Consider the following 20,907-nt stretch of genomic DNA (forward strand, 5'->3'; position numbering starts at 1 on the left):
GTGCTTGTTCAATCGCCGATCCGTTCAGGAAGCTTGTCTTCGTCTGCGAGATTGGTGAAGCGGGTGATGTCGGCCTGGAAGGCGAGCTGTACCGTGCCGGTGGGGCCGTGACGCTGCTTGCCGATGATGACCTCCGCCTTGCCGTGGACCTGGTCCATCTCGGCCTGCCACTTGAAATATTCCTCGGTGCCGGGCTTCGGCTCCTTGTTCTTCAGATAATACTCTTCACGATAAACGAACATGACCACGTCGGCGTCCTGCTCGATGGAGCCGGATTCGCGAAGATCCGCGAGCTGGGGGCGCTTGTCGTCGCGGGCTTCCACCTGACGGGAGAGCTGGGACAGGGCCACGACGGGGACCGCCAGTTCCTTGGCGAGCGCCTTGAGGCCGGTGGTGATCTCGGTCAGCTCCTGCACCCGGTTCTCGCCTTTCTTGGCCGAGGCGGAGAGGAGCTGGAGGTAGTCGACCACCAGCAGGTCGAGCCCACGCTGGCGCTTCAGCCGCCGGGCCCGGGCCGCGAGCTGGGCGATGGAGATGCCGCCGGTCTGGTCGACGTAGAACGGGATCGACTGCATCTCGCGGGCGGCTTCGGTGATCTTGTAGAAGTCGTCCTCGCGCATGTCGCCGCGGCGGATCTTGTAGGAGGCCACGCCGGATTGCTCGGCGATGATACGGGTGGCGAGCTGCTCGGCCGACATTTCGAGAGAGAAGAAGCCCACGATGCCGCCGTTGATCGTCTTCATGGTGCCGTCGGGCTGCTTCTCGGCCTGGTAGGCCTTGGCGATGTTGAAGGCGATATTGGTGACGAGCGAGGTCTTACCCATGGCCGGACGGCCGGCCAGGATCACGAGGTCGGACGGCTGGAGGCCGCCGAGCGTCCGGTCGAGGTCGACGAGGCCGGTCGAGATGCCCGACAGCTTGCCTTCCCGCTTGTAGGCCGCCGCCGCCATATCGATGGCCTGGGTCAGGGCGTCTGAGAAGCGCTGGAAGCCGCCGTCGTAGCGGCCGGTCTCGGCGAGTTCGTAGAGCCGGCGCTCGGCCTCCTCGATCTGGTCCCGCGGAGCGCTGTCGACCGGTGCGTCATAGGCGACGTTCACCATGTCCTCGCCGATGGAGATCAGGTTCCGGCGGATGGCGAGGTCGTAAATCGTGCGGCCGTAATCCTCCGCGTTGATGACCGTCGTGGCTTCGGCCGCGAGGCGCGCGAGGTATTGGGACACCGTGAGGCCGCCGAGGTCCTGGTCACCCAGGAAGGTCTTCAGCGTAATCGGTGTCGCGACCTTGCCGGCCTTGATGAGGCTTGTTGCCACCTCATAGATGCGCCGGTGTAGGTCCTCGATGAAATGGGAGGCCTCCAGGAAGTCGGAGACCCGGTAATAGGCGTCGTTATTGACGAGAATGGCGCCCAGCAGCGCCTGCTCGGCATCGATGTTGCTCGGGGCGACGCGGAATTGCGGCTCTGCCGAATCGATCCGAGCGATCAGGGCATTGGCGGTGGCCATCTGGCGCTCCGAAAAACGAGAACAGGGGGCGGCGATCCTAAACCGGATTCGGACACCGAATGGTTACCGCCCGGACACAGGGCGGGACTTCAGGCCGCCCGTTCGCGGCTTGTCCTCGTTGTCCCCGATTCCCACACCACGCAGACTTCGCCGGCCTTGCGGGTCCGAGGACCCGTTCCGCCAACGAAAAAGCGCTTCCCGCCGAATCGACGGAAAGCGCCATTTTGGAACAAAGAGAGAACGAACGCAAGCTGTTCCGCTCAAGGTTCTCGAGGAGCCGAGAGCATCATTGCAATGCTCTCGGCTCAATAGAAAGCACTGGATCGATCCCAAAAGTGCAAAGCCACTTTTGGGTCTGAAGCCTTAGAGCTCCACGTCGCCGGCTTCGGCGAGGGCGGCACCGACCTCGAGGCCGAGATCGTCGAGGTTGGTCTCCTCGCGGGTCGAGACCGCTTCGCCGCGGGCCTGACGCTCGGCTTCCTCGGGGCTGCGGGCGACGTTGATCGTCACCTCGACCTCGACCTCCGGATGGAGGGCGACCGGGACCGGGTGCATGCCCAGGGTCTTGATCGGGGTGTTGAGGACGATCTGGTTACGGTCGACCGAGAAGCCGTTCTGGGTCATCGTCTCGGCGAGGTCGCGGGTCGAGACCGAGCCGTAGAGAACGCCCGTCTCGCCGGCCTGGCGGATGATGACGAAGCTCTGGCCGTTCAGCTTCTCGCCGACAGCCTCGGCCTCCTTGCGGCGCTCGAGGTTGCGGGCCTCAAGCTGGGCGCGCTGGTTCTCGAAATGCTCTTTGTTGGTCTTGGTGGCGCGCAGGGCCTTGCCGCGTGGCAGAAGGAAGTTGCGCGCATAACCGTCGCGCACCTTCACGGTCTCGCCCATCTGGCCGAGCTTTGCGACGCGCTCGAGAAGAATCACTTCCATTGGTTTTCTCCTTGAATGTTCGTGATCAGGTTGAAGGGGTCTGGGGCAATTTCGGCCCGCGCCGGCCAGGAAAGCGGCGGCGTAGCCCGAAAACGGAATCGGCAATGCCGAACAGGGACAGAGCGATCATCAGGATGCCCTGGGTCAGGAACAGCACCACGTAGAGCGCGCTCAGGATGAAGCCGCGGACCGCATTGCCACGGGTGCGGTCGTGAATGGCCGCGAGGCCCTGCAGGGCGAAGGCCATGAACAGGGCGCCCGCGAGAGCGGTCGCGAAGACGCTGATGAAGCCCTCGAGGCCGAGTGGCAGTGTCAGAAGGCAGGCGCCGAGGACGATCGCAGCCGTCCGCGGCATGATCAGCTCGGGAACCGGCGGCCACGGGCGGGGCAGGCGCTTCGACAGGGCAACGATCTTGGCTGCCGCCCACAGATAGAGGGCGAGGACGGCCGTAAACCCTTGAGCCGACAGGAAGGGCGTGACGCGCGCGAACAGGTCGATCACGCCTGCGCGGGTCTCGGCATCCAGGCTGTTGGGCTGCCCTTGCGGGAATTGCAGGTTGACGAAGGCTTCCGCGACCTCCCGGGCATTGGCCAGGAAAGTGTCGTAATTCCACCCGGTCGAGACAATCCCTGCCGCGACCACGGTCAGGGCTGCGGTGGCGGCCACCCAGGTCAGGAGGCGCCCGGTCGGATACCACTCGATGGAGCCGTCCGCCGCAGGGCGGCCGAGGAGCGCGAGATAGGCGAGCCACCAGGCTGGAAGCGCAGTCACCAGGGCGAAGCCGAGGCCGCTCATGGGCGACAGGACAAGGGCGATCGCCAAGCCGCCGACGAGCGCGGCCACGAGGCCGGCGCGGTGATTCCAGCCGAGCGAGACGATAAGGACCGGGATGGGGGACAGAAGATACAGGACGGCCGCCAGCGGGGTCGCCTTGACGATCACCGCGGTCAGGAGGGCCGAAACGAGGCCCGCGCCGATGCCTGGAAGAAGGAAATTCATGGATCCCGCTGTCCCGCTGCTTGCTGCAGGGTTAGGGGCTTCTGGCCCCAACTGACCCGGCGGATTTTCACCGCCGGGCGGTTTGGTCGTGGGAGGCTGCGGAAACCGCAGCCTCGCCGGATCTTAGCGGATCACGTAGGGCAGCAGGCCCATGAAGCGGGCGCGCTTGATCGCCTGGGCGAGCTCACGCTGCTTCTTGGCCGAAACGGCCGTGATGCGCGAGGGCACGATCTTGCCGCGCTCGGAGATGTAGCGCGAAAGGAGCTTCGTGTCCTTGTAGTCGATCTTCGGAGCGTTCGGGCCCGAGAACGGGCAGGTCTTGCGCCGACGGAAGAAAGGACGACGGCCACCGCCGCCACCAGCACCAGCAGCCATGATTATGCCTCCTCGCTTTCAGCGGTCTCGAAGCTACCGCCATCGCGCTCACGGCGCTCGCGGTCCTTGCGCTCGTCGCGGTCGCGCTTCTGCATCATCACCGACGGCTCGGCGTCGAGCTCTTCCACCCGGATGGTCATGAAGCGAAGGATGTCTTCGCTGATGCGCATCTGACGCTCCATCTCGGCCACCGCCTGAGCGGGAGCGTCGAGGTTGAACATCGTGAAATGCGCCTTGCGGTTCTTCTTGATGCGGTAGGCGAGGGACTTCACGCCCCACATCTCGGTCTTCTCGACCTTGCCGCCATTCTGCTCGATGACGGCCTTATACTGGTCGATCATCGCTTCGACCTGCTGGGACGTCACGTCCTGGCGAGCCAAAAACACATGCTCGTAGAGAGGCATAGTGGGCCTTTCTCAGGTTTGAGTTGAGCCCTGTCACTTGTTTGAAGAAGTGTCCGGGCCGGTTTCGCGCGTCCGATCGGCGCCAAGCCCTTCGAGCCTGCAAGGCCCGAGCGGTTGTCGAAGGCGGAGACACGGGACGACGGGTCCGAAAACCCTGTACGGCAAAGCCGCACCGTCCGTTCAGCCCCCGGCCGGAGCGAACGCGAAGTGGGGCCTATAGTCGATTTGGGGTCGAAGGGCAACCCTGTACAAAGTGGCCTCTGCCCTCAGCCTGGGGCTCTTGCGTCCGGCACGCCGCTGGATGTTCCCTGCAGAGCCTCCATCAGTGCCGATGAGGAGGCGACCCTAGGATAAAGGCAAGACACCCATGAGCCGTCGTCATCCGGACGCATCCGTGAGCCTGGGCCTCGGGCTGCTCTCCATCGGCAGGGCCTGGGGATACCGGCAGGGCGAGCCTCCCCCGGTGAGGGATGCGCTCGATCTCCTTGACCATGCCGTCGCCCGGGGCATCAGGTTCTTCGACACGGCCCCTGCTTATGCCGCGAGCGAACAGATTTTCGGGCATTTTCTCAAGAGCCAGGGTGCAGACGCCGCAAAGCTGACCGTCAGTACCAAGATGGGCGAGCATTGGGACGCGGATCGGCAAAGCGGCTTCGTGGACCATTCCTATGAGGCCCTATGCCGGAGCCTTGACCGGAGCCTGGAGCTGCTCGGACGGATCGATGTGCTCCAGATCCACAAGGCGACCGTCGAGGCTTTGGCATCGAAGGATGTCGCACGGGCCATCGATTACGCCCGTTCCACCGGGATCACGAAGATCGGCGCGAGTATCGCCGATCTTGGCGCCGCGCGAATGGCCTGCGGTTCGGGCTGGTTCAGCCATATCCAGTTCCCCTATAACCGCCTGTCGGAGGCGCTCGAACCGGCCTTCGGGATGGCGCGGCAGGCTCGGATGACCGTCCTGGTCAATCGCCCCTTCGCGATGGGCCAGCTCATTCATGACGCGTCAGCCGATGCCGCCGACGCTCTGCCCGAAGCGCTCGGCTTCGTTCTGCGGCAGCCGTTCAAGGGCGTCATTCTGACCGGAACGAGATCCAAACGGCACCTCGACGAGTCCGTCGCGGCCTTCGAGCAGGCGACCCAAGCTGGCCCTCGCTCATGAAAAGGGGATTGCCCTATCCCTGGCCCCTCAGAGTAAGCTTCGCAAACTCTTTTTGACTGTCGGCCCCGGCGGTGAACTCACGAGCCGCTAGGAAATAAGCCGCTCTCTGCTAAAACACTTTCATGAAAGCTTCTCCTCTTCGCCTCGGCGTCAATATCGACCATGTCGCAACCGTCCGGAACGCTCGCGGGGGCGCGCATCCGGATCCGATCCGGGCGGCCCATCTGGCGGTCCTCGCCGGGGCGGACGGAATCACGGCCCATCTGCGGGAGGACCGGCGGCATATCCGGGATCAGGATATGGAGCGGCTGAAGCGCCAGCTTTTCGTACCCCTGAATTTCGAGATGGCCGCCACCGAGGAGATGATCGGCATCGCCCTGCGGCTGCGTCCTCATGCGTGCTGCCTCGTGCCCGAGAAGCGGGAGGAGCGCACCACGGAAGGTGGCCTCGACATCATCGGCGGTGCCGACCACCTGCGCCCGGTGATCCGCGAGCTCAAGGGGGCTGGGATCCGCGTCTCGCTCTTCGTGGAGCCTGAGCGCGACATCATGGACGCCGCCTGCGAGCTCGGGGCGCCGGTGGTTGAGCTCCATACGGGCACCTATTGCGAGGCCGTCCTTGAGGGCGACCGGGCCAGGATCGAACATGAACTCACGCGACTGCGCGGAGCGGCCGCCCATGGGGCGGGAATCGGCCTCGAGATCCATGCGGGCCATGGCCTCGATCTGCAGTCCGTGCGGCCGGTGGCAGCCATTCCGGAGATCGTCGAGCTCAATATCGGCCATTCGCTGATCGGCGAGGCGATCTTCCTGGGGCTCGACGAGGCCGTGCGCGGGATGCGCATCGCCATGGACGAGGGCCGTCTTCAGGCCGGCGAGCCTGCCGATGCCGCATCGGCTGCCCGGTAGCCGCCCATGATCGTCGGGATCGGGTCGGATCTGTGCGACATTCGCCGCATCGAGCGCTCCCTCGCGCGCTTCGGGGATCGGTTCACGCACCGGATCTTCACGGAGGGTGAGCGGGCGAGGAGCGACCGCAGGGCGGCCCGCGCTGCGTCCTATGCCCGCCGCTTCGCCGCCAAGGAGGCCTGCGCCAAGGCCCTGGGCACGGGAATGAGCCACGGGGTATTCTGGCGGGACATGGAAGTGGTAAACTTGCGGACCGGCCGACCCACATTTCGGCTGACGGGCGGCGCATTGGAGCGGCTGAAGACCCTTATTCCGCAGGGGCATGAACCGGTCGTGCATGTCTCTCTTACGGACGACCCGCCCCTGGCCCAGGCCTTCGTGATCATCGAGGCCGTCCCCATAAAGTAAATCCGCCGCGTTGCGACGGAACGCGCCTTGGGATAGACCGCCGCGACGACCCGTGACGGGCCCGGGGGCCTTCTTTCCTCAAGCAGGGATCGACAGACGTGAGCGATAACGCCAAGAAATTCACCGGCGAGACCGTCAAGAAGGACGAAAGCGGCCTTTGGGAAACCGTCAAGGTCATCCTTCAGGCCCTGCTGATCGCCGTCGTCGTGCGGACGGTCCTGTTCCAGCCCTTCAACATTCCGTCGGGATCCCTGATCCCGACCCTGCTGATCGGCGACTATCTCTTCGTCTCCAAATACGCCTACGGCTATTCGCGGTATTCGATCCCCTTCGGCCCGCCCGTCTTCTCCGGGCGCATCTTCGGCTCGCAGCCCAAGCGCGGCGATATCGCGGTCTTCAAGCTGCCGAAGGACAACTCGACCGATTACATCAAGCGCGTGGTGGGCCTGCCCGGCGACAAGATCCAGGTGATCGGCGGCGTCCTGCACATCAATGGCAAGCCGATCCAGCGTGAGCGGGTCGACGACTACAAGACCACCGACCTTTATGGCCGCACGGTTGCGGTGCCCCGGTACAAGGAGACCTTCCCCGAAGGTACGTCCCATTACGTGATCGAGCGGGACGGCGACCGGGGCTATTGGGACAATACGGAGGTCTACACGGTCCAGCCCAACCATTACTTCATGATGGGCGACAACCGGGACAATTCCACGGATTCCCGCGACGAGGCGAATGTCGGGCAGGTCCCGGCCGAGAATCTGGTCGGCCGCGCCGAGATCATCTTCTTCTCCATCGACGAGGATGCGTCCCTCTGGCGGCCCTGGCAATGGCCGAGCCATATCCGGTGGAACCGGATGTTCGAGCGGATCCGCTGATCCCGTGGCTCGCCGTACGCCCCAGCCCGACCAGCTCCAGGAGACGCTCGGCTACAGCTTCGAGCGGCCCGAACTGCTGACGGAGGCGCTCACGCATGTGAGCGCGCCGAATGCGGGCGGGCAGAGCTATCAGAGGCTGGAGTTCCTGGGCGACAGGGTGCTGGGCCTGATCGTGGCCGAAATGCTCTACGAGACCTTCCCGCACTCGCCGGAAGGAGAGTTGTCCCGCCGGCTGGCGGAGCTGGTCCGCCGCGAAAGCTGCGCCGAGGTCGCCATCGCCTGGGACGTCGGCCCCTATCTCAGGCTCGGCGCCGGCGAGGCCCAGTCGGGCGAGCGACGCAACCTGACGATCCTGGCGGATGTGTGCGAGGCGATCATCGGGGCGGTCTTCCTCGACGGTGGTTACGATGCCGCCAAGACCTTGGTGGTGGGGGCCTTCGGCGTCCTGCTCCACGCGCCCCGCAGGCCCCTGCGCGATCCGAAGAGCGCTCTGCAGGAATGGGCGCAGGGCAAGGGCCTTCCGCCGCCCACCTATACGGTGGTCGAGCAGACCGGCCCTGATCATGCGCCGAAATTCCGCGTGGCTGTGAAGGTGCGGGGGGTCGAGAGTGATTTCGGCCTCGGCACCTCGAAGCGCGCGGCGGAACAGGAGGCGGCCAGAAGCCTTCTTGTCCGTGAAGGAATCTGGACGGAGGAAGACAAGAGCCATGGCTGAGGAAGCCCCCACGAAGGCCGGTTTCGTCGCGCTCATCGGCGCCCCGAATGCCGGGAAGTCGACCCTCCTGAACGCCCTCGTCGGGTCCAAGGTCTCGATCGTTTCCCGCAAGGTCCAGACGACCCGGGCGCTCGTGCGCGGCATCGCCGTGGAGGGCTCGGCGCAGATCGTCTTCGTGGACACGCCCGGAATCTTCAAGCCCAAGCGCCGCCTCGACCGGGCCATGGTCACGTCGGCCTGGGGCGGGGCAGGGGACGCGGACGTGGTGGCGCTCCTCCTCGATGCTCGCAAGGGCGTTGACGAGGAGGCGGACGCGATCCTCGCGAGGCTGCCGGAGCTCAAGCAGCCGAAGGTGCTGATCCTCAACAAGATCGACGTGCTCGAACGCTCGAAATTGCTGGCGCTGGCCGCCTCGCTCAACGAGCGTGTGAATTTCGCCCATACGTTCATGGTCTCGGCCCTCACCGGCGACGGGATCGACCGGCTGAGGTCAGAACTCGCCAAGATGATGCCGGAGGGGCCCTGGCTCTATCCGGAAGACCAGATTTCGGATGCGCCTCTGCGCATGCTCGCGGCCGAGATCACCCGCGAGAAGATTTACGAGCGCCTGCACGAGGAACTGCCCTATCAGTCGACCGTCGAAACCGACCAGTGGCAGCAGCGGCCGGACGGCTCCGTGCGCATCGAGCAGACCGTGTTCGTGGAGCGGGACAGCCAGCGCAAGATCGTGCTCGGCAAGGGCGGCCAGACGATCAAGGCCATCGGCCAGGCGGCCCGAAAGGAGATCGCCGAGATCGCCGAGGCGCCCGTGCACCTGTTCCTGTTCGTGAAGGTGCGCGAGAACTGGGGCGACGACCCCGAGCGCTATCGCGAAATGGGCCTGGAATTCCCGAAAGGCTGAGGCTTTACGCCGTGCGGCGTGCCAGGGCGAGCGTCGCGCCCAGGCCGCACATGACGATGCCGGAGGCCTCGCGCATGCGGCGGATCGCCTTCGGCCGGCTGGATAGGCCGTCCCGGGCCCGTGCGGCCATGTGGACGACAACGACGTCGACGAGCGTGTTCAGCAGCACCGGGACCAGCCCGAGAACGGCGAACTGAAGGGCCACATGACCCTGCGCCGGATCGACGAATTGCGGAATGAAGGCAAGGAAGAAGGCGGCCGTCTTGGGGTTCAGAGCCTCGACGAGAATCCCTTCGCGGAAGGCGCGTCCGGCGCCCGTTCTTGCCACGCCCTGCGGCAGGGCAAAGCGGGCTTCCCGGATCGTCTTGAGGCCGAGCCAGACCAGATAGGCGGCGCCGGCGAATTTCAGGATCGTGAAGGCCTCGGCGCTCGCCATCACCAGGGCCGAGACCCCGAGCGCCCCGGCGGCGATGTGGAAGAGGCCGCCGATCCCTGTTCCGAAGGTCGAAGCCAGCCCCTCGGCGCGCCCGCCCGCGAGGGTTCGAGCCGCGACATAGAAGATGCCGGGGCCGGGCGTGATCGCGATGACGAGAGCGGCGGCGAGAAAAAGGGCAAGCTGGCCGGCGTCGAGCATTCCTGGCTCACTCCTGCAAAGTCGGGAGAGGCGCATGAGAACATGGGCCTTCCCTGCCGTGCAAGCGCGGAGCGGCTTACAGGCGATAGGCCGTCCGCAGCCCGCCCCAGTGCCGCCCCAGGACCCGGATCGGAGCGTCGACCTCCTGCATCATGACGATGTTGCCGCCCCCCATGTCGCGCGCATAGGACTGCACGACGAAGGGCCGTGTGGAGCGCGCGGCCGTTATGCCCGCCCTATCGTCGAAAATGCGCTTGTTCCTAGCATTGGCTGCATTCCAGGCCGGATCGCCCGGCCGCTGGGCCTGCGAATAGAGCCGGTTATGGACCGGGATATAGCCGTTCCGGTCGATGGCGAGGCAGAAAGCCATCTTGGGGTCGGCGGCCAGCACGGGCTCTATCACAGGCGGCAGGAGGCGCTCGAAAAGCTTGAGATAGGTCGTCTCGTACTGGATCGGATCTGTCCCCTGAACGGCCCGATAGTCGGTGTCGAAGATTGCCTCGCGCGACAGGGAGCCGTCCGACAGCGCCTGCCCGATCAGGTCCTCGATCCGGCGCGCGGTTTCCTGCGCCAGGAGGATCCGGGGACGGTAGCTTTCCTCCACCTGGGCGACGAAGCGCTCCATGCGCGTGCGGCTGTCCGTATCGAGATCCGTGAAAGCGCAGTGAATGCCCATGGGACTCGCGGCGACAATCCGCACCTTGGCTCGCCCGACGCCGCGCAGGTCGAGTTCAGCCGAAAGCCCCATCTTGAGGGCAGCGCCGGTCGGCGCGGCCAGAAGAGCTCCGCCCATGCTCACATCCACGAGGCGGGACGGGAAATTGCGGCCCTCGGCCAGAAGCACGGCCGGGCGGTCCACCGGGAATCGGTCGGAGCGGCGCCGGTCTCCGAGCTCGCTCTGGCGGATGACGGTGACGAACCTCTGGCCAAGCGCCTTTGCGAGCGCGTCCGCTGATGTGGTCGCCCGATCGGCCCGATGGGCAAGGTCGCTGGCCTGCAGCGAGATGCGGTCGACCTCCGTCGCGCGCTCACTCACCTGGCTCACGCTGGCGGAGGTCGCATTGGCCAGACGGGCGACTTCGCCGATGGCCGTATCCTGCTCGCTCACGGCCCGTCGCACGGTATCGAAGACCGGCTGCACGTCCCGGACCACATGAGTAATCTCGGTCACGGCCGCCGTAGAGGCGGTGGCGGTTTCGCGCAGCCGTGCGACGCGCAGGCGGATATCGTCGGCCGCGTTGCCCGTCTCGACCGAGAGGGCCTTCACCTCTCCGGCGACAACCGCGAAGCCCTTGCCGGCCGCACCTGCACGCGCTGCCTCGATCGTCGCGTTGAGTGCCAGAAGGTTGGTCTGGCGTGCCACGGCCGAAATTGTGTCGACGATGCCGACGATCTCGGCCGTTGCGGCGGAGAGTTGGGCAATCAGCTCGCCGGCCTTCTGGGCCGCTTCCACGGCGCCCGAAAGACGCGCATTGGCCTGATCCATGGCACGGCCAATCTCGGCCGATGTTGCGGCGAGCTCCTCCGTCGAGGAAGCCAGCGACACGGTCTCGCCGGAGGCCGACCGACCCGAGGTCGCAAGCTCGCCCGCATGGCTGCGGATGGCCGTCAGGTCCCGCTCGACGGCTGCCACGTCGGAGGCAGCCTCCGCGATGGCCCGGGTAACGCCCGAGATGGCTTTGAGAACGTCCGCCTCGAGGCCATCCACGGCCTCGGTGTCGAGCCGCTCCCTGGATACGTCCGACAGCGGGGCAGGAGCAGGCGTGTCCACCTGAGCGCTCGTATCGGGCGGGACCGGTTGCGGCGCGCGTCGCAGGAGGCCGAGCATCGTTCCACTCTTATGATTGATGGCGTTGACGCAGCGTCAGGTTAAAAGGTTAAATAAAGAGAAATCTGTCCTATTCGTCCAAAGTCTTAAGTATCGACTTGGGCAAGACTTGCTGCATGCATCGTCGCCGACCGAAATGGTGGTTGTTGAACCTCGGAATCTTGGACCACGAATGACTTCGCCCGGCCAAGAATTGCCATGGCCGGGCGAAGGGGACGTCGTTTAAAGGGCGTAGGAACGGACGCTTATTGCGGCGCCTGGTTCTGGCCCTGGAGCAGAGGCGTGATCCGCCTGATGGTCACGCGGCGGTTCTGGCGCTCCGCTCCTTGCGTGTCGACTTTCAGGTACTGCTCTCCGTAACCCTGCGTCGTGAGGTTTTCGGCCGGAATGCCGAAGCGCCGGGTGAGGAGCGTCGCCACCGTCTCGGCGCGCCGGTCGGACAGAGTCAGGTTGTCCTCGTCGGACCCGACCGCATCCGTGTGTCCCTCCACGAGGAAGATCTCGTTGGGGTTCCTGTCGAGCGCCCGCCGGATCGCCTCGGCGATACCCGTCATGGCGCCGATCTGAACTTCGGGCAGGGCCCAGGAGCCGGTGTCGAACGTGACGGTATCGAGGTCGACCCGCCGCATCCGTTCGCGCAAGGGCGCGCTCTGGCGGACCTCGTCGAGGGTGTAGGCGCGCTCGATCCGCTCCACCGGCGGGGCCGTGAAGGCCTCGACCAGCTGATCCTCCGAAGCGTCCTCCACGTCGACGATGTATTCCTCGCGCGGGATGCGCACCACCGGAGGCGGCAAGCGCACCACGTCCTCGACGAAATAGCCGTCCCGACGGCGGTCACGCCGGTTGTCGATCAGCACCACCTCGCGGCCCGCCGGCTCACGCCGGATTCGGCGCACGAGATGTCCGTCCTGGTCCACGACCGTGACGATCTCGGTACCGTCGGGCCGGCGGACGATGGTGACGTTCTCCGAGCCCCGGCGCTCCTGGCGCACGTCCGCATCGCTATAGGTGCGACGGAAGCGGTCGGTCTCGTCGTGGCGGATGATGACGCGGTCGCCTTCGCGGATGATGGTGCGGTCACCGGGCTCCTCGATGATGATCCGCCGTCCGCCTTCCTCGGTGCGCTCGCGCCGCTGACGGCGCAGGTCGTCGATGCGGCCCTTCTCGAAAGCCTCGAAGCTCTGCACATCCCGCTCGCCTGCCTGACGCGCTTCGGTGGGCGCGCCGGGAGGCGGGGGAGGCCGGATGCCTTGCAGGGTGGGTGCAGGCGGCTGGGTCGGTGCGGCAGTCGGAGCAGGCGCAGCTGAGGGTGGCGGGGCAGGCGGCTGAGCGGAAGGCTGCTGGGCCGGAGCCAGGGAGCGCTGCGGCGCCTGGGGTGTAGGAGCGGTCGGAGTAGGCGCCGACTTCTGCGCGGGAGCCGTTTCGCCGGTTGGAGCGGCAGAGGGCGCCGAGCGCGGAGCGATCTGGCGATTGGTATCGGACGGCGGAGCTGCACGCGAACCGGGGGGCGCCAGGCGTTCCGCCGGTGGCTGGCGGTTCGGAGCCTCGGTCGGGGATGTGCTCGGAGACGGCGGGCCACGGTCGGGCGCAGCCTGGGGCCGCTCCTGAGGCCGCTGGTCAGGCGCACGTTCCGGAGACCTCTCCCGTGGCCGTTCCTGGGCTCGCGGTTCCTGCTTGCCGGAGGGACGCTCCTCGGGCCGTGTCTGCGGTCGCTCGGGGGATTGCTGTCGTTCCTGAGGCGGGGCCGCCCTGGGCGGCTGCGGCTCGGGCGCGATTGCCGGCGGGGCCGGCCGTTCGCCGGACGGGCCCGGCCGTGCGCCGGGAGGCCCTGGAGGATGGGCAGGGCGAGACGGTTCTTCACCACGGGCTGCTGGACCCCGCTCCCGACCGGGCGGGCCGCGGCGCTGTGGCGCTGTCTCGTCAGAATCCGACTGGTCCGGCCCCGGGCGGGCACGGGGCGGCATCTCGACCGGTGCGCCCTGAGCCAGAACGATGGGCGAGGCCGCCTGCAGCGGCATGGAAGAGGCTGCCGTGGACAGGGCGAGGAAAGGCAGGGCCGTGCCGGCGAGAAGAATGGAAGATAATTTCATGATCCCGTTCGTGGTTGTTATTGCAGGGTCGAAGAGCGAAAATCCCAAGCTCGACATTCGGTTCCCTTCCAGAGCTCGGAAGCGTGTCCGTCCGGTGCGAAAAAATCGCCGGATGTTGTTGAAAGAACTGGAATATCGGACTTTCGATCACTACATTGGAATCTCCACCGAAACACTCGGAACGCCGGATTTCGAAAGCGGCCTCAGCCCATGCAATGGACCGATCAGGGCATCGTGCTCGGCGTGCGCAAACACGGCGAGACGAGCGTCATCCTGGAATTGATGACCCAAGAGCACGGCCGCCATCTCGGCCTCGTGCATGGTGGGCGCTCCAAGACCCAGCAGCCCATCCTGCAGCCGGGCAACACCGTCCAGGCGACCTGGAGGGCCCGGCTCGACGAGCATCTCGGGACCTATCAGGTAGAGGGGCTTTCCCTGCGGGCGGCCCATTTCATGGGCTCGCCGCTCGCGCTCTACGGCCTCGCGACCCTGGCCCATCTGGTGCGCTGCCTGCCCGAGCGGGATCCCCACCCGGCTCTCTACGAGACCTTGTCAGTTCTGGTGGACCACCTGGACGACCGGGACCTTGCCCCAGCCCTGTTCGTGCGATTCGAGCTCGCCATGCTGGCGGAGCTGGGCTTCGGCCTGGATTTGTCCTCCTGCGCCGCCACGGGCACGCACAACGATCTAATCTACGTCTCGCCGAAGAGCGGCCGGGCCGTGAGCGCGGCTGCGGGCGAGGCCTACAAGGACCGACTCCTGAAGCTCCCGGGCTTCCTCATCGGCCAGATGCGGGCCAACCGACCTCGGGAGTCGGAGATCCGGGACGGATTTGCGCTCACGGATTTCTTCCTGCATCAGAACGTGTTCGATCCCCGAGGCCAGCCCGCCCCGGAGGAGCGAGCCCGCTTCGTGGCCTTGGCCACGGCGGAGGAGGTTTAAGTTTGTTTCTGTTATGTTCTCATTTACAACAATGAGAACCGATTCGATTTTGGGGATCTTTACGTATGGGTAAGCCCGTCAATCCACCGACAGGCGGCGAGATTGAGAACATTCATCTCAAGGATGCGCTGGAAGAGCGCTATCTCGCCTATGCCCTGTCCACCATCATGCACCGGGCCCTGCCCGACGCCCGGGATGGGCTGAAGCCGGTCCACCGGCGAATTCTGCACGCCATGCGTCTCCTGCGGCTCGATCCGCGCTCGGCGCCCAAGAAATGCGCCCGCATCGTCGGCGACGTGATGGGTCAGTACCATCCGCATGGCGACCAATCGATCTACGACGCTCTCGTGCGCATGGCGCAGGACTTCGCCCAGCGCTATCCGCTTGCCGAGGGCCAGGGCAATTTCGGCAACATCGACGGCGATAACGCTGCCGCCATGCGCTACACGGAAGCGCGCCTGACCGAGGTCGCCCGCCTTCTTCTGGAGGGGATCGACGAGGACGCGGTCGATTTCCGTGAGACCTACGACCAGGCGAACGAGGAGCCGGTCGTGCTCCCGGCCGCGTTCCCGAACCTGCTCGCCAACGGCTCCCAGGGCATCGCGGTCGGCATGGCGACCTCGATCCCGCCCCACAATGCGGCGGAGCTTTGCGACGCGGCGCTCCACCTGATTGCGCATCCGAAGACGACCTCCGAGGAACTCGTCGGGCAATTCGTCCAGGGGCCGGATTTCCCGACCGGTGGCATCGTCGTCGATTCGTTGGATTCCATCGCCGAGACCTACCGGACCGGCCGCGGCTCCTTCCGCGTGCGTGCCCGCTGGACGAAGGAGGATCTCGGCCGCGGCAACTGGCAGATCGTCGTCACGGAAATTCCCTATGCGGTGCCGAAATCGCGCCTCATCGAGAAGATCGCCGAACTTCTCCAGGAGAAGAAGCTGCCGCTCCTGGCCGATGTGCGCGATGAATCGGCCGAGGATATCCGCGTGGTGCTGGAGCCCCGGGCCAAGACGGTCGATCCCATCATTCTAATGGAATCCCTCTTCAAGCTCACCGAGCTCGAGAGCCGCGTTCCCATGAACGTGAACGTGCTCGCCGGCGGCAAGGTGCCGAAGGTCTTGGGGCTCGCCGAATGCCTGCGCGAATGGCTCGACCACCGCCGCGAGGTGCTGATCCGCCGTTCGAGCTTCCGGCTCGCCGCCATCGACAGGCGCTTGGAAATCCTGGGCGGCCTGCTCATCGTCTATCTCGACCTCGACCGGGTGATCAAAATCATCCGCGAGGAGGACGAGCCGAAGCAGGAGCTGATGCGCGTCTTCAAGCTCACGGAGGTCCAGGCCAACGCGATCCTCGATACGCGCCTGCGTAGCTTACGCAAGCTCGAAGAGATGGAGCTGAAGCGGGAGCAGAAGTCCCTTCAGGACGAGAAGGCCAAGATCGAGAACCTGCTCGGCTCTGAGAAGGTGCAGTGGAAGACCGTCACGGCCGAGATCAAGGAGGTGCGCAAGACCTTCGGGCCCGACACGGCCCTGGGCAAGCGCCGCACCACCTTCGACCAGGCGCCGGACACTTCCGACATCGATTTCGCCGAGGCCATGGTCGAGCGCGAGCCGATCACCGTGATCGTGTCCGAGAAGGGCTGGATCCGCGCCATGAAAGGCCATGTGGCCGATCTTTCGAGCGTGCAGTTCAAGGGCGACGACAGCCTCAAGACGGCCTTTTTCGCCGAGACCACGTCGAAGATCATCGTGGTGGCGACGAACGGGCGCTTCTTCACGCTCGACGCCTCCAAGCTTCCGGGCGGGCGCGGCTTCGGTGACCCGATCCGCCTCATGGTCGACCTGGAGGAGGGCGCCGATTTCATCGCGGCCTTCCCGTACCGGGCTGGTTCGAAACTGCTGGTGGTCGGCTCGGACGGGCGCGGCTTCATCGCGCCGGCCGACGATATCACGGCGAATACGCGCAAGGGCAAGCAGGTCCTCAACCTCGACGCGCCGGCCCAGGCTGTCGTCTGCACGGACGGGGAGGGCGATCACATCGCCATCATCGGCGAGAACCGCAAGCTCCTGATCTTCCCGGTGACGCAGGTTCCGGAAATGGGCCGCGGCAAGGGCGTGCGCCTGCAGCGCTACAGGGATGGCGGCGTCTCCGACGCGAAGGTCTTCCGGTTGAAAGAGGGCCTGACCTGGAAGGACACCGCCGGCCGCACTTGGACGGTCGCCAAGGAAGACCTGCGCGACTGGGTCGCCAACCGCGCCGAGGCCGGCCGCCTCCCGCCGAAGGGCTTCCCGAAGAGCAATAAGTTCGGGGAGTGATGCGGCCCTTGTGGCTCTCCTGATGGGAGAGGTCGTGCGCGACCGGGACGACCCCCCACCCTTAATCCCTCCCCCAAGGGGGATTAAGGGTGGGGGGTCGGCGCAGGACTCTCAGAATGTCGCGCTTACACCCCCACTCCAACTCCTCCCCACCGCAAGTCGGGTGTTCCCGACTTGCGTCTTGAGGGAGCGGATCTCGGGAACACCCGAGATCCGTGGGGAGGAGAGCAGCGCAGCGCTTCCCGAGAATATGAGAGATCTGCAGGGAGGAGCACGGCGCCCTGCACTCGACTAGAACACCCGCTGTGCAGCCCGCCGACCCCCGGACTATGATCTGCCTGGGGAGGGGATCATCTGCCATGAAAAACATCGTCAAGGGGTTGGTGGCTCTGAACCTCCTGGCCCTGGTGGTGACGGCCGCGCTGGCATGGGCCCTCGGCAGAAACTCGCTCCCGGAATGGCTCGATACCGCCAATTTTGTCGGCCTCGGAATGGGTGCGCTCGGAGCACTTATCTTCATGGGTTCCGGTGCTGGATCTAACGGGTCCGCCGGCATGGCGGCCAGCGCGGCGGATCAGCCGAGCAGGATCATGAGCGCGCTCTGGATGGATCGGACAGCAGGCATTTCGACCGGCGCCATGTTCGTTGTGGGTGGCTTAACCTGGATCGCGATCGCGTGGCTGTTGGCCGCTTTTGCCGAATGATCTTGAGGCCGAACGCTTAGTCCCTCTTCGTTCGGAGGGCTCGGCCCTGGGTGATTTCCGATAAGGAAGGTCCGGTTCGCCCGTGAGATCGCCGCGCAAGCGAGGTCTCCCGACGGACGCATTTTCGCCCGCTCGTTACGGGCCCGTTCGCTTTGCTCGAAAGGATACTTCCATGGTCATTCGTCCGCTTGTCCTGGCCGGATTTCTCGCCGCTCCGCTTCTGGCGGCATCTCCGGCTCTCGCACAGTCCGTTCCCCTGGGCTCTCTTATGAATGCCATTGGCGGCGCAGCCCAGCCGGCTCCGCAGCCCGTGCCTGCCCAGCGTCAGCCCATGAAGGGAAAGAAGGCCTCGCAGGCCCCCGAGGCGCGCCCGGGAGCGATACAGTATCAGCGTCAGGCTCCGCGTCGGAGCTATCCGGGCATCCGGATCGGCGCTCCGTCTGACGAAAACGGCTGATCTGCGAAAAACTTCATCTGCGGGTGGGCTATCCCACCCGCGCCCAGCCGTGAGCCATAAGGCGCTCCTGCGGCTTGAAGCGGGCCTTGTAGCCCATCTTCTTCGAACCCTCGACCCAATAGCCGAGATAGAGGTAGGGCAGGCCCATCGCCTTCGCGCGAGCGATGTGGTCGAGGATGATGAAGGTGCCGAGGCTGCGGTCCTGCAGGGCTGGGTCGTAATAGGAATAGACCATCGAGAGCCCGTCGCTCATGGCGTCCGTGAGGCAGACGGCGATGAGGTCGCCCGCGCCCTTTCCGGTGATGCCGCTGTCGATGCCGCGGCGACGGTACTCGACGATATGCGTGTCCACATGGCTGTCCTCGACCATCATGGAATAATCGAGCACGGTCATGTCGGCCATGCCGCCATCGGCGTGACGGGCGTCGAGATAGCGCCGGAACAGGGAATACTGCTCTGAGGACGGGCGGTTCGGAATCGTATGACCGATCAGGTCCGCATTATCCCGCAGGACGCGCCGCAGGTTGCCCGAGGGCTTGAACTCGTCGACGATGACGCGAACCGAGACGCAGGCGCGGCAGGTATCGCAGGCAGGCCGATAGGCGATGGTCTGCGAGCGGCGGAAGCCGCCCTGGGTCAGGATCTCGTTCAGCTCACGCCCTCGCCGACCCACAATATGGGTAAAGACCTTCCGCTCCTCCTTGCCCGGCAGGTAGGGGCAGGAGGACGGAGACGTGAGGTAGAATTGCGGTGCGTCGCGAGGCTGACTCGTCAAGCTTTTATTGCCCCAGTGAGGAACCTTGAGCGCTAGGTTCAACGCTCAAGGATAACATTGGTGCCCGCCACGTCCATGAAAAGAGGCGTCGCAGGAAAAGCCCGGAATGCCGCAGCCCGGCGCCTTCTAAAGTTTCGGACGTGATATCGACCTCACGTCCGAGACTTTAAGCTTTTGTTGCCGAGCATCTTTGCACGCAAAACCGGTTCCCACTTTTGCGTCCGAGGCTCTAGATCCGGATCACCATCATGCCGGTCAGAAGGTCCCGGGCGAAGCGGCGGTCATCCCGCGCGAAACCGATCAGCACGTCGCCGGCCCAGAGCAGGAAGGTGGAGACCGCCACGTAGAACAGGAGCGCGTGGACGGCGGCCGCCAGCATCGACACGGGCGCGGCCGTATGAGGATCGACCACCCGCAGGCCCATGGCCCGCATCCCGACCGTGGCCTGGGCGGACCCGCCGATCGTAATGGCGTTGTAGATGACGAAGGTCAGCCCCGCGATGGGCAGGCCGACCGCAAGGACGACCCAGGTCAGCCCCAGGGTGAGCGGCCCCAGAACCACCAGGGCAAGGCACACCAGGAGGAACCAGAACGAGATCACGACGAGGTCGATGAGATAGGCCCAGAAGCGGCGGCTGATGACGCCCTCGGTCGCGTAGCGCTCGACGGCATAGACCGTCGGGTTGATGGTCGGTACGGGCCGGCTGGCCATAGGCTCTGCTCCTCTCAATAGGCGGTCTCGGACAGGCCGTGGGAATCGATCCGTTTCGGAGCGAGCCCATCCGCCGCCAGGGCTTCGAATATCTCCCATGTATGTTGTCTGTCGCGGGTTTCGATGGTGATGTCGATGGAAACCCCTTTGGCCGGGACGTCGAGGAAGAGACGCCCGTGCGAAACCTCCAGGATATTGGCCCCGAGATCCCCGAGCCGGGTCGCCACCTTGCCGAGGAGGCCGGGACGGTCGTTCGACGTGATCCGGAACGAGGTGATGCGCTCGTCCCGCTCCAGTTCGCGAACCATGACGGAGGCGAGGATGCGGGCATCGATGTTGCCGCCGCAGAGCACGAGGCCGACCCGCTTGCCCTTGAAACGCTCCGGCTGCGCCAGCATGGCCGCGAGCCCCGCCGCACCGGCGCCCTCCGCCATAGTCCGCTGCAGGGTCGCATAGGCGTTGACGGCCCGCTCGATGAGCGGCTCCTCGACCAGGATGATGTCGGAGACCAGGTCCCGCACGATAGGCAGGGGGAGCTGCCCCACGGCCTTCACGGCAATGCCCTCCGCAAGCGTCGCGCCGCCGATGGGCCTATCCTCGTGGCGGATCGCGTTCTGGAACGAGGGATAGAGCGCCGCCTCGACGCCGATGATTTCGATCGAGGGATTGATGGCCTTGACCGCGACCGCAATGCCCGAGATCAGCCCGCCGCCTCCGATGGGCACGACGATCTGGTCGAGATCCGGCGCGTCTTCCAGGATTTCCAGGCCGATGGTGCCCTGGCCGGCCATGATCTTGGGGTCGTCATAGGGATGTACGAGGACAAGCCCCTCGGCAGCCGCGATCTCGCGGGCCCGGTCGGCCGATTCGTAAAGGGTCTCTCCGTGCAGGACGACCCGCGCTCCATAGGAGCGGGTGTTCTCGGCCTTCACCATGGGCGTGCCCACGGGCATCACGATGGTGGCCGGGATGCCGAGGCGCCGTGCGTGGTAAGCCACGGCCTGCGCGTGATTGCCGGCCGACATGGCGATCACGCCGCGGCGGCGCTCCTCGGGCGTGAGGCTTTCGAGCTTGACCACCGCTCCGCGCTCCTTGAACGAGCCGGTCGGCTGCATGTTCTCATGCTTGACGCAGACGGTCGCGCCAGTCAGGTGCGACAGGCGTGGGGCCGGGACCAGAGGAGTGCGCAGCACTTGGCCCCGTATGGTGGCGGCGGCGCTCTTCACGTCGTCGATGGTGATGGCAAAGTCTGCCAAGATATCCTCCGGTTCTT

The 20,907-nt window shown here is 65.6% G+C and carries 21 protein-coding genes; 10 read left to right on the forward strand and 11 right to left on the reverse strand.

Going from position 1 to position 20,907, the window contains the following annotated elements:
* Positions 1-8: 8 nt before the first annotated feature.
* The 5 genes from C4E04_RS09505 to rpsF all read right to left on the reverse strand — a co-directional run bounded on the left by C4E04_RS09505 (position 9) and on the right by rpsF (position 4,208).
* Positions 9-1,502: a replicative DNA helicase gene (locus tag C4E04_RS09505; RefSeq protein ID WP_109597043.1), complete on the reverse strand. Its 1,494-nt coding sequence runs from the start codon at positions 1,500-1,502 to the stop codon at positions 9-11.
* 363 nt (positions 1,503-1,865) lie between these two features.
* Entirely contained in the window at positions 1,866-2,429 is a 564-nt protein-coding gene (gene rplI, locus C4E04_RS09510; protein WP_109597045.1) for a 50S ribosomal protein L9, read from the reverse strand.
* Between the two features lie 25 nt (positions 2,430-2,454).
* Positions 2,455-3,429 carry a DUF2232 domain-containing protein gene (locus tag C4E04_RS09515; protein WP_109597047.1) on the reverse strand — a complete coding sequence of 325 codons (975 nt, stop codon included), beginning with the start codon at positions 3,427-3,429 and terminating at the stop codon, positions 2,455-2,457.
* A 123-nt stretch (positions 3,430-3,552) separates the two neighbouring features.
* On the reverse strand, positions 3,553-3,804 hold the full coding sequence (gene rpsR / locus C4E04_RS09520; RefSeq protein WP_109597049.1) for a 30S ribosomal protein S18: 252 nt from the start codon (positions 3,802-3,804) through the stop codon (positions 3,553-3,555).
* 2 nt (positions 3,805-3,806) lie between these two features.
* On the reverse strand, positions 3,807-4,208 hold the full coding sequence (gene rpsF / locus C4E04_RS09525; protein WP_109597051.1) for a 30S ribosomal protein S6: 402 nt from the start codon (positions 4,206-4,208) through the stop codon (positions 3,807-3,809).
* A 367-nt stretch (positions 4,209-4,575) separates the two neighbouring features.
* On the opposite strand from rpsF, the gene C4E04_RS09530 reads away from it, so the two are divergent.
* The 6 genes from C4E04_RS09530 (at position 4,576) to era (ending at position 9,177) form a co-directional block, all read left to right on the forward strand.
* Entirely contained in the window at positions 4,576-5,370 is a 795-nt protein-coding gene (locus tag C4E04_RS09530; protein ID WP_109597053.1) for an aldo/keto reductase, read from the forward strand.
* Positions 5,371-5,492: 122 nt separating this feature from the next.
* Entirely contained in the window at positions 5,493-6,278 is a 786-nt protein-coding gene (locus C4E04_RS09535) for a pyridoxine 5'-phosphate synthase (RefSeq protein ID WP_109597055.1), read from the forward strand.
* Between the two features lie 6 nt (positions 6,279-6,284).
* Positions 6,285-6,686: a holo-ACP synthase gene (gene acpS / locus C4E04_RS09540; RefSeq protein ID WP_109597057.1), complete on the forward strand. Its 402-nt coding sequence runs from the start codon at positions 6,285-6,287 to the stop codon at positions 6,684-6,686.
* 98 nt (positions 6,687-6,784) lie between these two features.
* The gene (gene lepB, locus C4E04_RS09545) at positions 6,785-7,561 is read left to right on the forward strand and encodes a signal peptidase I (protein WP_109597058.1); all 777 of its coding nucleotides are present in this window, start codon (positions 6,785-6,787) and stop codon (positions 7,559-7,561) included.
* A complete protein-coding gene (gene rnc, locus C4E04_RS09550; protein ID WP_109597060.1) occupies positions 7,488-8,276 on the forward strand; it encodes a ribonuclease III in 789 nt (262 codons plus the stop codon). Before lepB ends, rnc begins: the two co-directional genes overlap by 74 nt.
* Positions 8,269-9,177 carry a GTPase Era gene (gene era / locus C4E04_RS09555; RefSeq protein WP_109597062.1) on the forward strand — a complete coding sequence of 303 codons (909 nt, stop codon included), beginning with the start codon at positions 8,269-8,271 and terminating at the stop codon, positions 9,175-9,177. The genes rnc and era overlap by 8 nt, the downstream gene beginning before the upstream one ends.
* A 4-nt stretch (positions 9,178-9,181) precedes the next feature.
* On the opposite strand, the gene C4E04_RS09560 is transcribed toward era, so the two are convergent.
* The 3 genes from C4E04_RS09560 to C4E04_RS09570 form a co-directional block, all read right to left on the reverse strand.
* A complete protein-coding gene (locus C4E04_RS09560) occupies positions 9,182-9,811 on the reverse strand; it encodes a LysE family translocator (RefSeq protein ID WP_109597064.1) in 630 nt (209 codons plus the stop codon).
* A 76-nt stretch (positions 9,812-9,887) separates the two neighbouring features.
* Entirely contained in the window at positions 9,888-11,639 is a 1,752-nt protein-coding gene (locus tag C4E04_RS09565; protein ID WP_109597066.1) for a methyl-accepting chemotaxis protein, read from the reverse strand.
* Positions 11,640-11,884: 245 nt separating this feature from the next.
* A complete protein-coding gene (locus tag C4E04_RS09570) occupies positions 11,885-13,729 on the reverse strand; it encodes an OmpA family protein (RefSeq protein WP_174219263.1) in 1,845 nt (614 codons plus the stop codon).
* Between the two features lie 210 nt (positions 13,730-13,939).
* Here C4E04_RS09570 and recO point away from each other — a divergent pair, with 210 nt between their 5' ends.
* The 4 genes from recO to C4E04_RS09590 all read left to right on the forward strand — a co-directional run bounded on the left by recO (position 13,940) and on the right by C4E04_RS09590 (position 18,147).
* Positions 13,940-14,671 carry a DNA repair protein RecO gene (gene recO / locus C4E04_RS09575; protein ID WP_109597067.1) on the forward strand — a complete coding sequence of 244 codons (732 nt, stop codon included), beginning with the start codon at positions 13,940-13,942 and terminating at the stop codon, positions 14,669-14,671.
* A gap of 65 nt (positions 14,672-14,736) precedes the next feature.
* Positions 14,737-16,986, forward strand: a complete 2,250-nt coding sequence (gene parC, locus C4E04_RS09580; protein WP_109597069.1) for a DNA topoisomerase IV subunit A — start codon at positions 14,737-14,739, stop codon at positions 16,984-16,986.
* A gap of 359 nt (positions 16,987-17,345) precedes the next feature.
* Positions 17,346-17,690, forward strand: a complete 345-nt coding sequence (locus C4E04_RS09585; RefSeq protein ID WP_109597071.1) for a hypothetical protein — start codon at positions 17,346-17,348, stop codon at positions 17,688-17,690.
* 172 nt (positions 17,691-17,862) lie between these two features.
* Positions 17,863-18,147, forward strand: coding sequence for a hypothetical protein (locus C4E04_RS09590; protein ID WP_109597072.1), 285 nt, complete (start codon positions 17,863-17,865; stop codon positions 18,145-18,147).
* A 28-nt stretch (positions 18,148-18,175) separates the two neighbouring features.
* Here the strand turns inward: C4E04_RS09590 and C4E04_RS09595 are convergent, their stop codons facing one another.
* The 3 genes from C4E04_RS09595 to C4E04_RS09605 all read right to left on the reverse strand — a co-directional run bounded on the left by C4E04_RS09595 (position 18,176) and on the right by C4E04_RS09605 (position 20,890).
* Positions 18,176-18,922 (reverse strand): arginyltransferase, encoded by a 747-nt coding sequence (locus C4E04_RS09595; RefSeq protein ID WP_109597074.1) that lies wholly within the window; start codon positions 18,920-18,922, stop codon positions 18,176-18,178.
* 229 nt (positions 18,923-19,151) lie between these two features.
* A complete protein-coding gene (locus tag C4E04_RS09600; RefSeq protein ID WP_109597075.1) occupies positions 19,152-19,634 on the reverse strand; it encodes an RDD family protein in 483 nt (160 codons plus the stop codon).
* A gap of 14 nt (positions 19,635-19,648) precedes the next feature.
* Positions 19,649-20,890 (reverse strand): threonine ammonia-lyase, encoded by a 1,242-nt coding sequence (locus C4E04_RS09605; protein ID WP_371682047.1) that lies wholly within the window; start codon positions 20,888-20,890, stop codon positions 19,649-19,651.
* Positions 20,891-20,907: the final 17 nt, after the last annotated feature.

Origin of the sequence: Microvirga sp. 17 mud 1-3 (genome assembly GCF_003151255.1) — a bacterium.
Classification (GTDB): Bacteria; Pseudomonadota; Alphaproteobacteria; order Rhizobiales; family Beijerinckiaceae; genus Microvirga.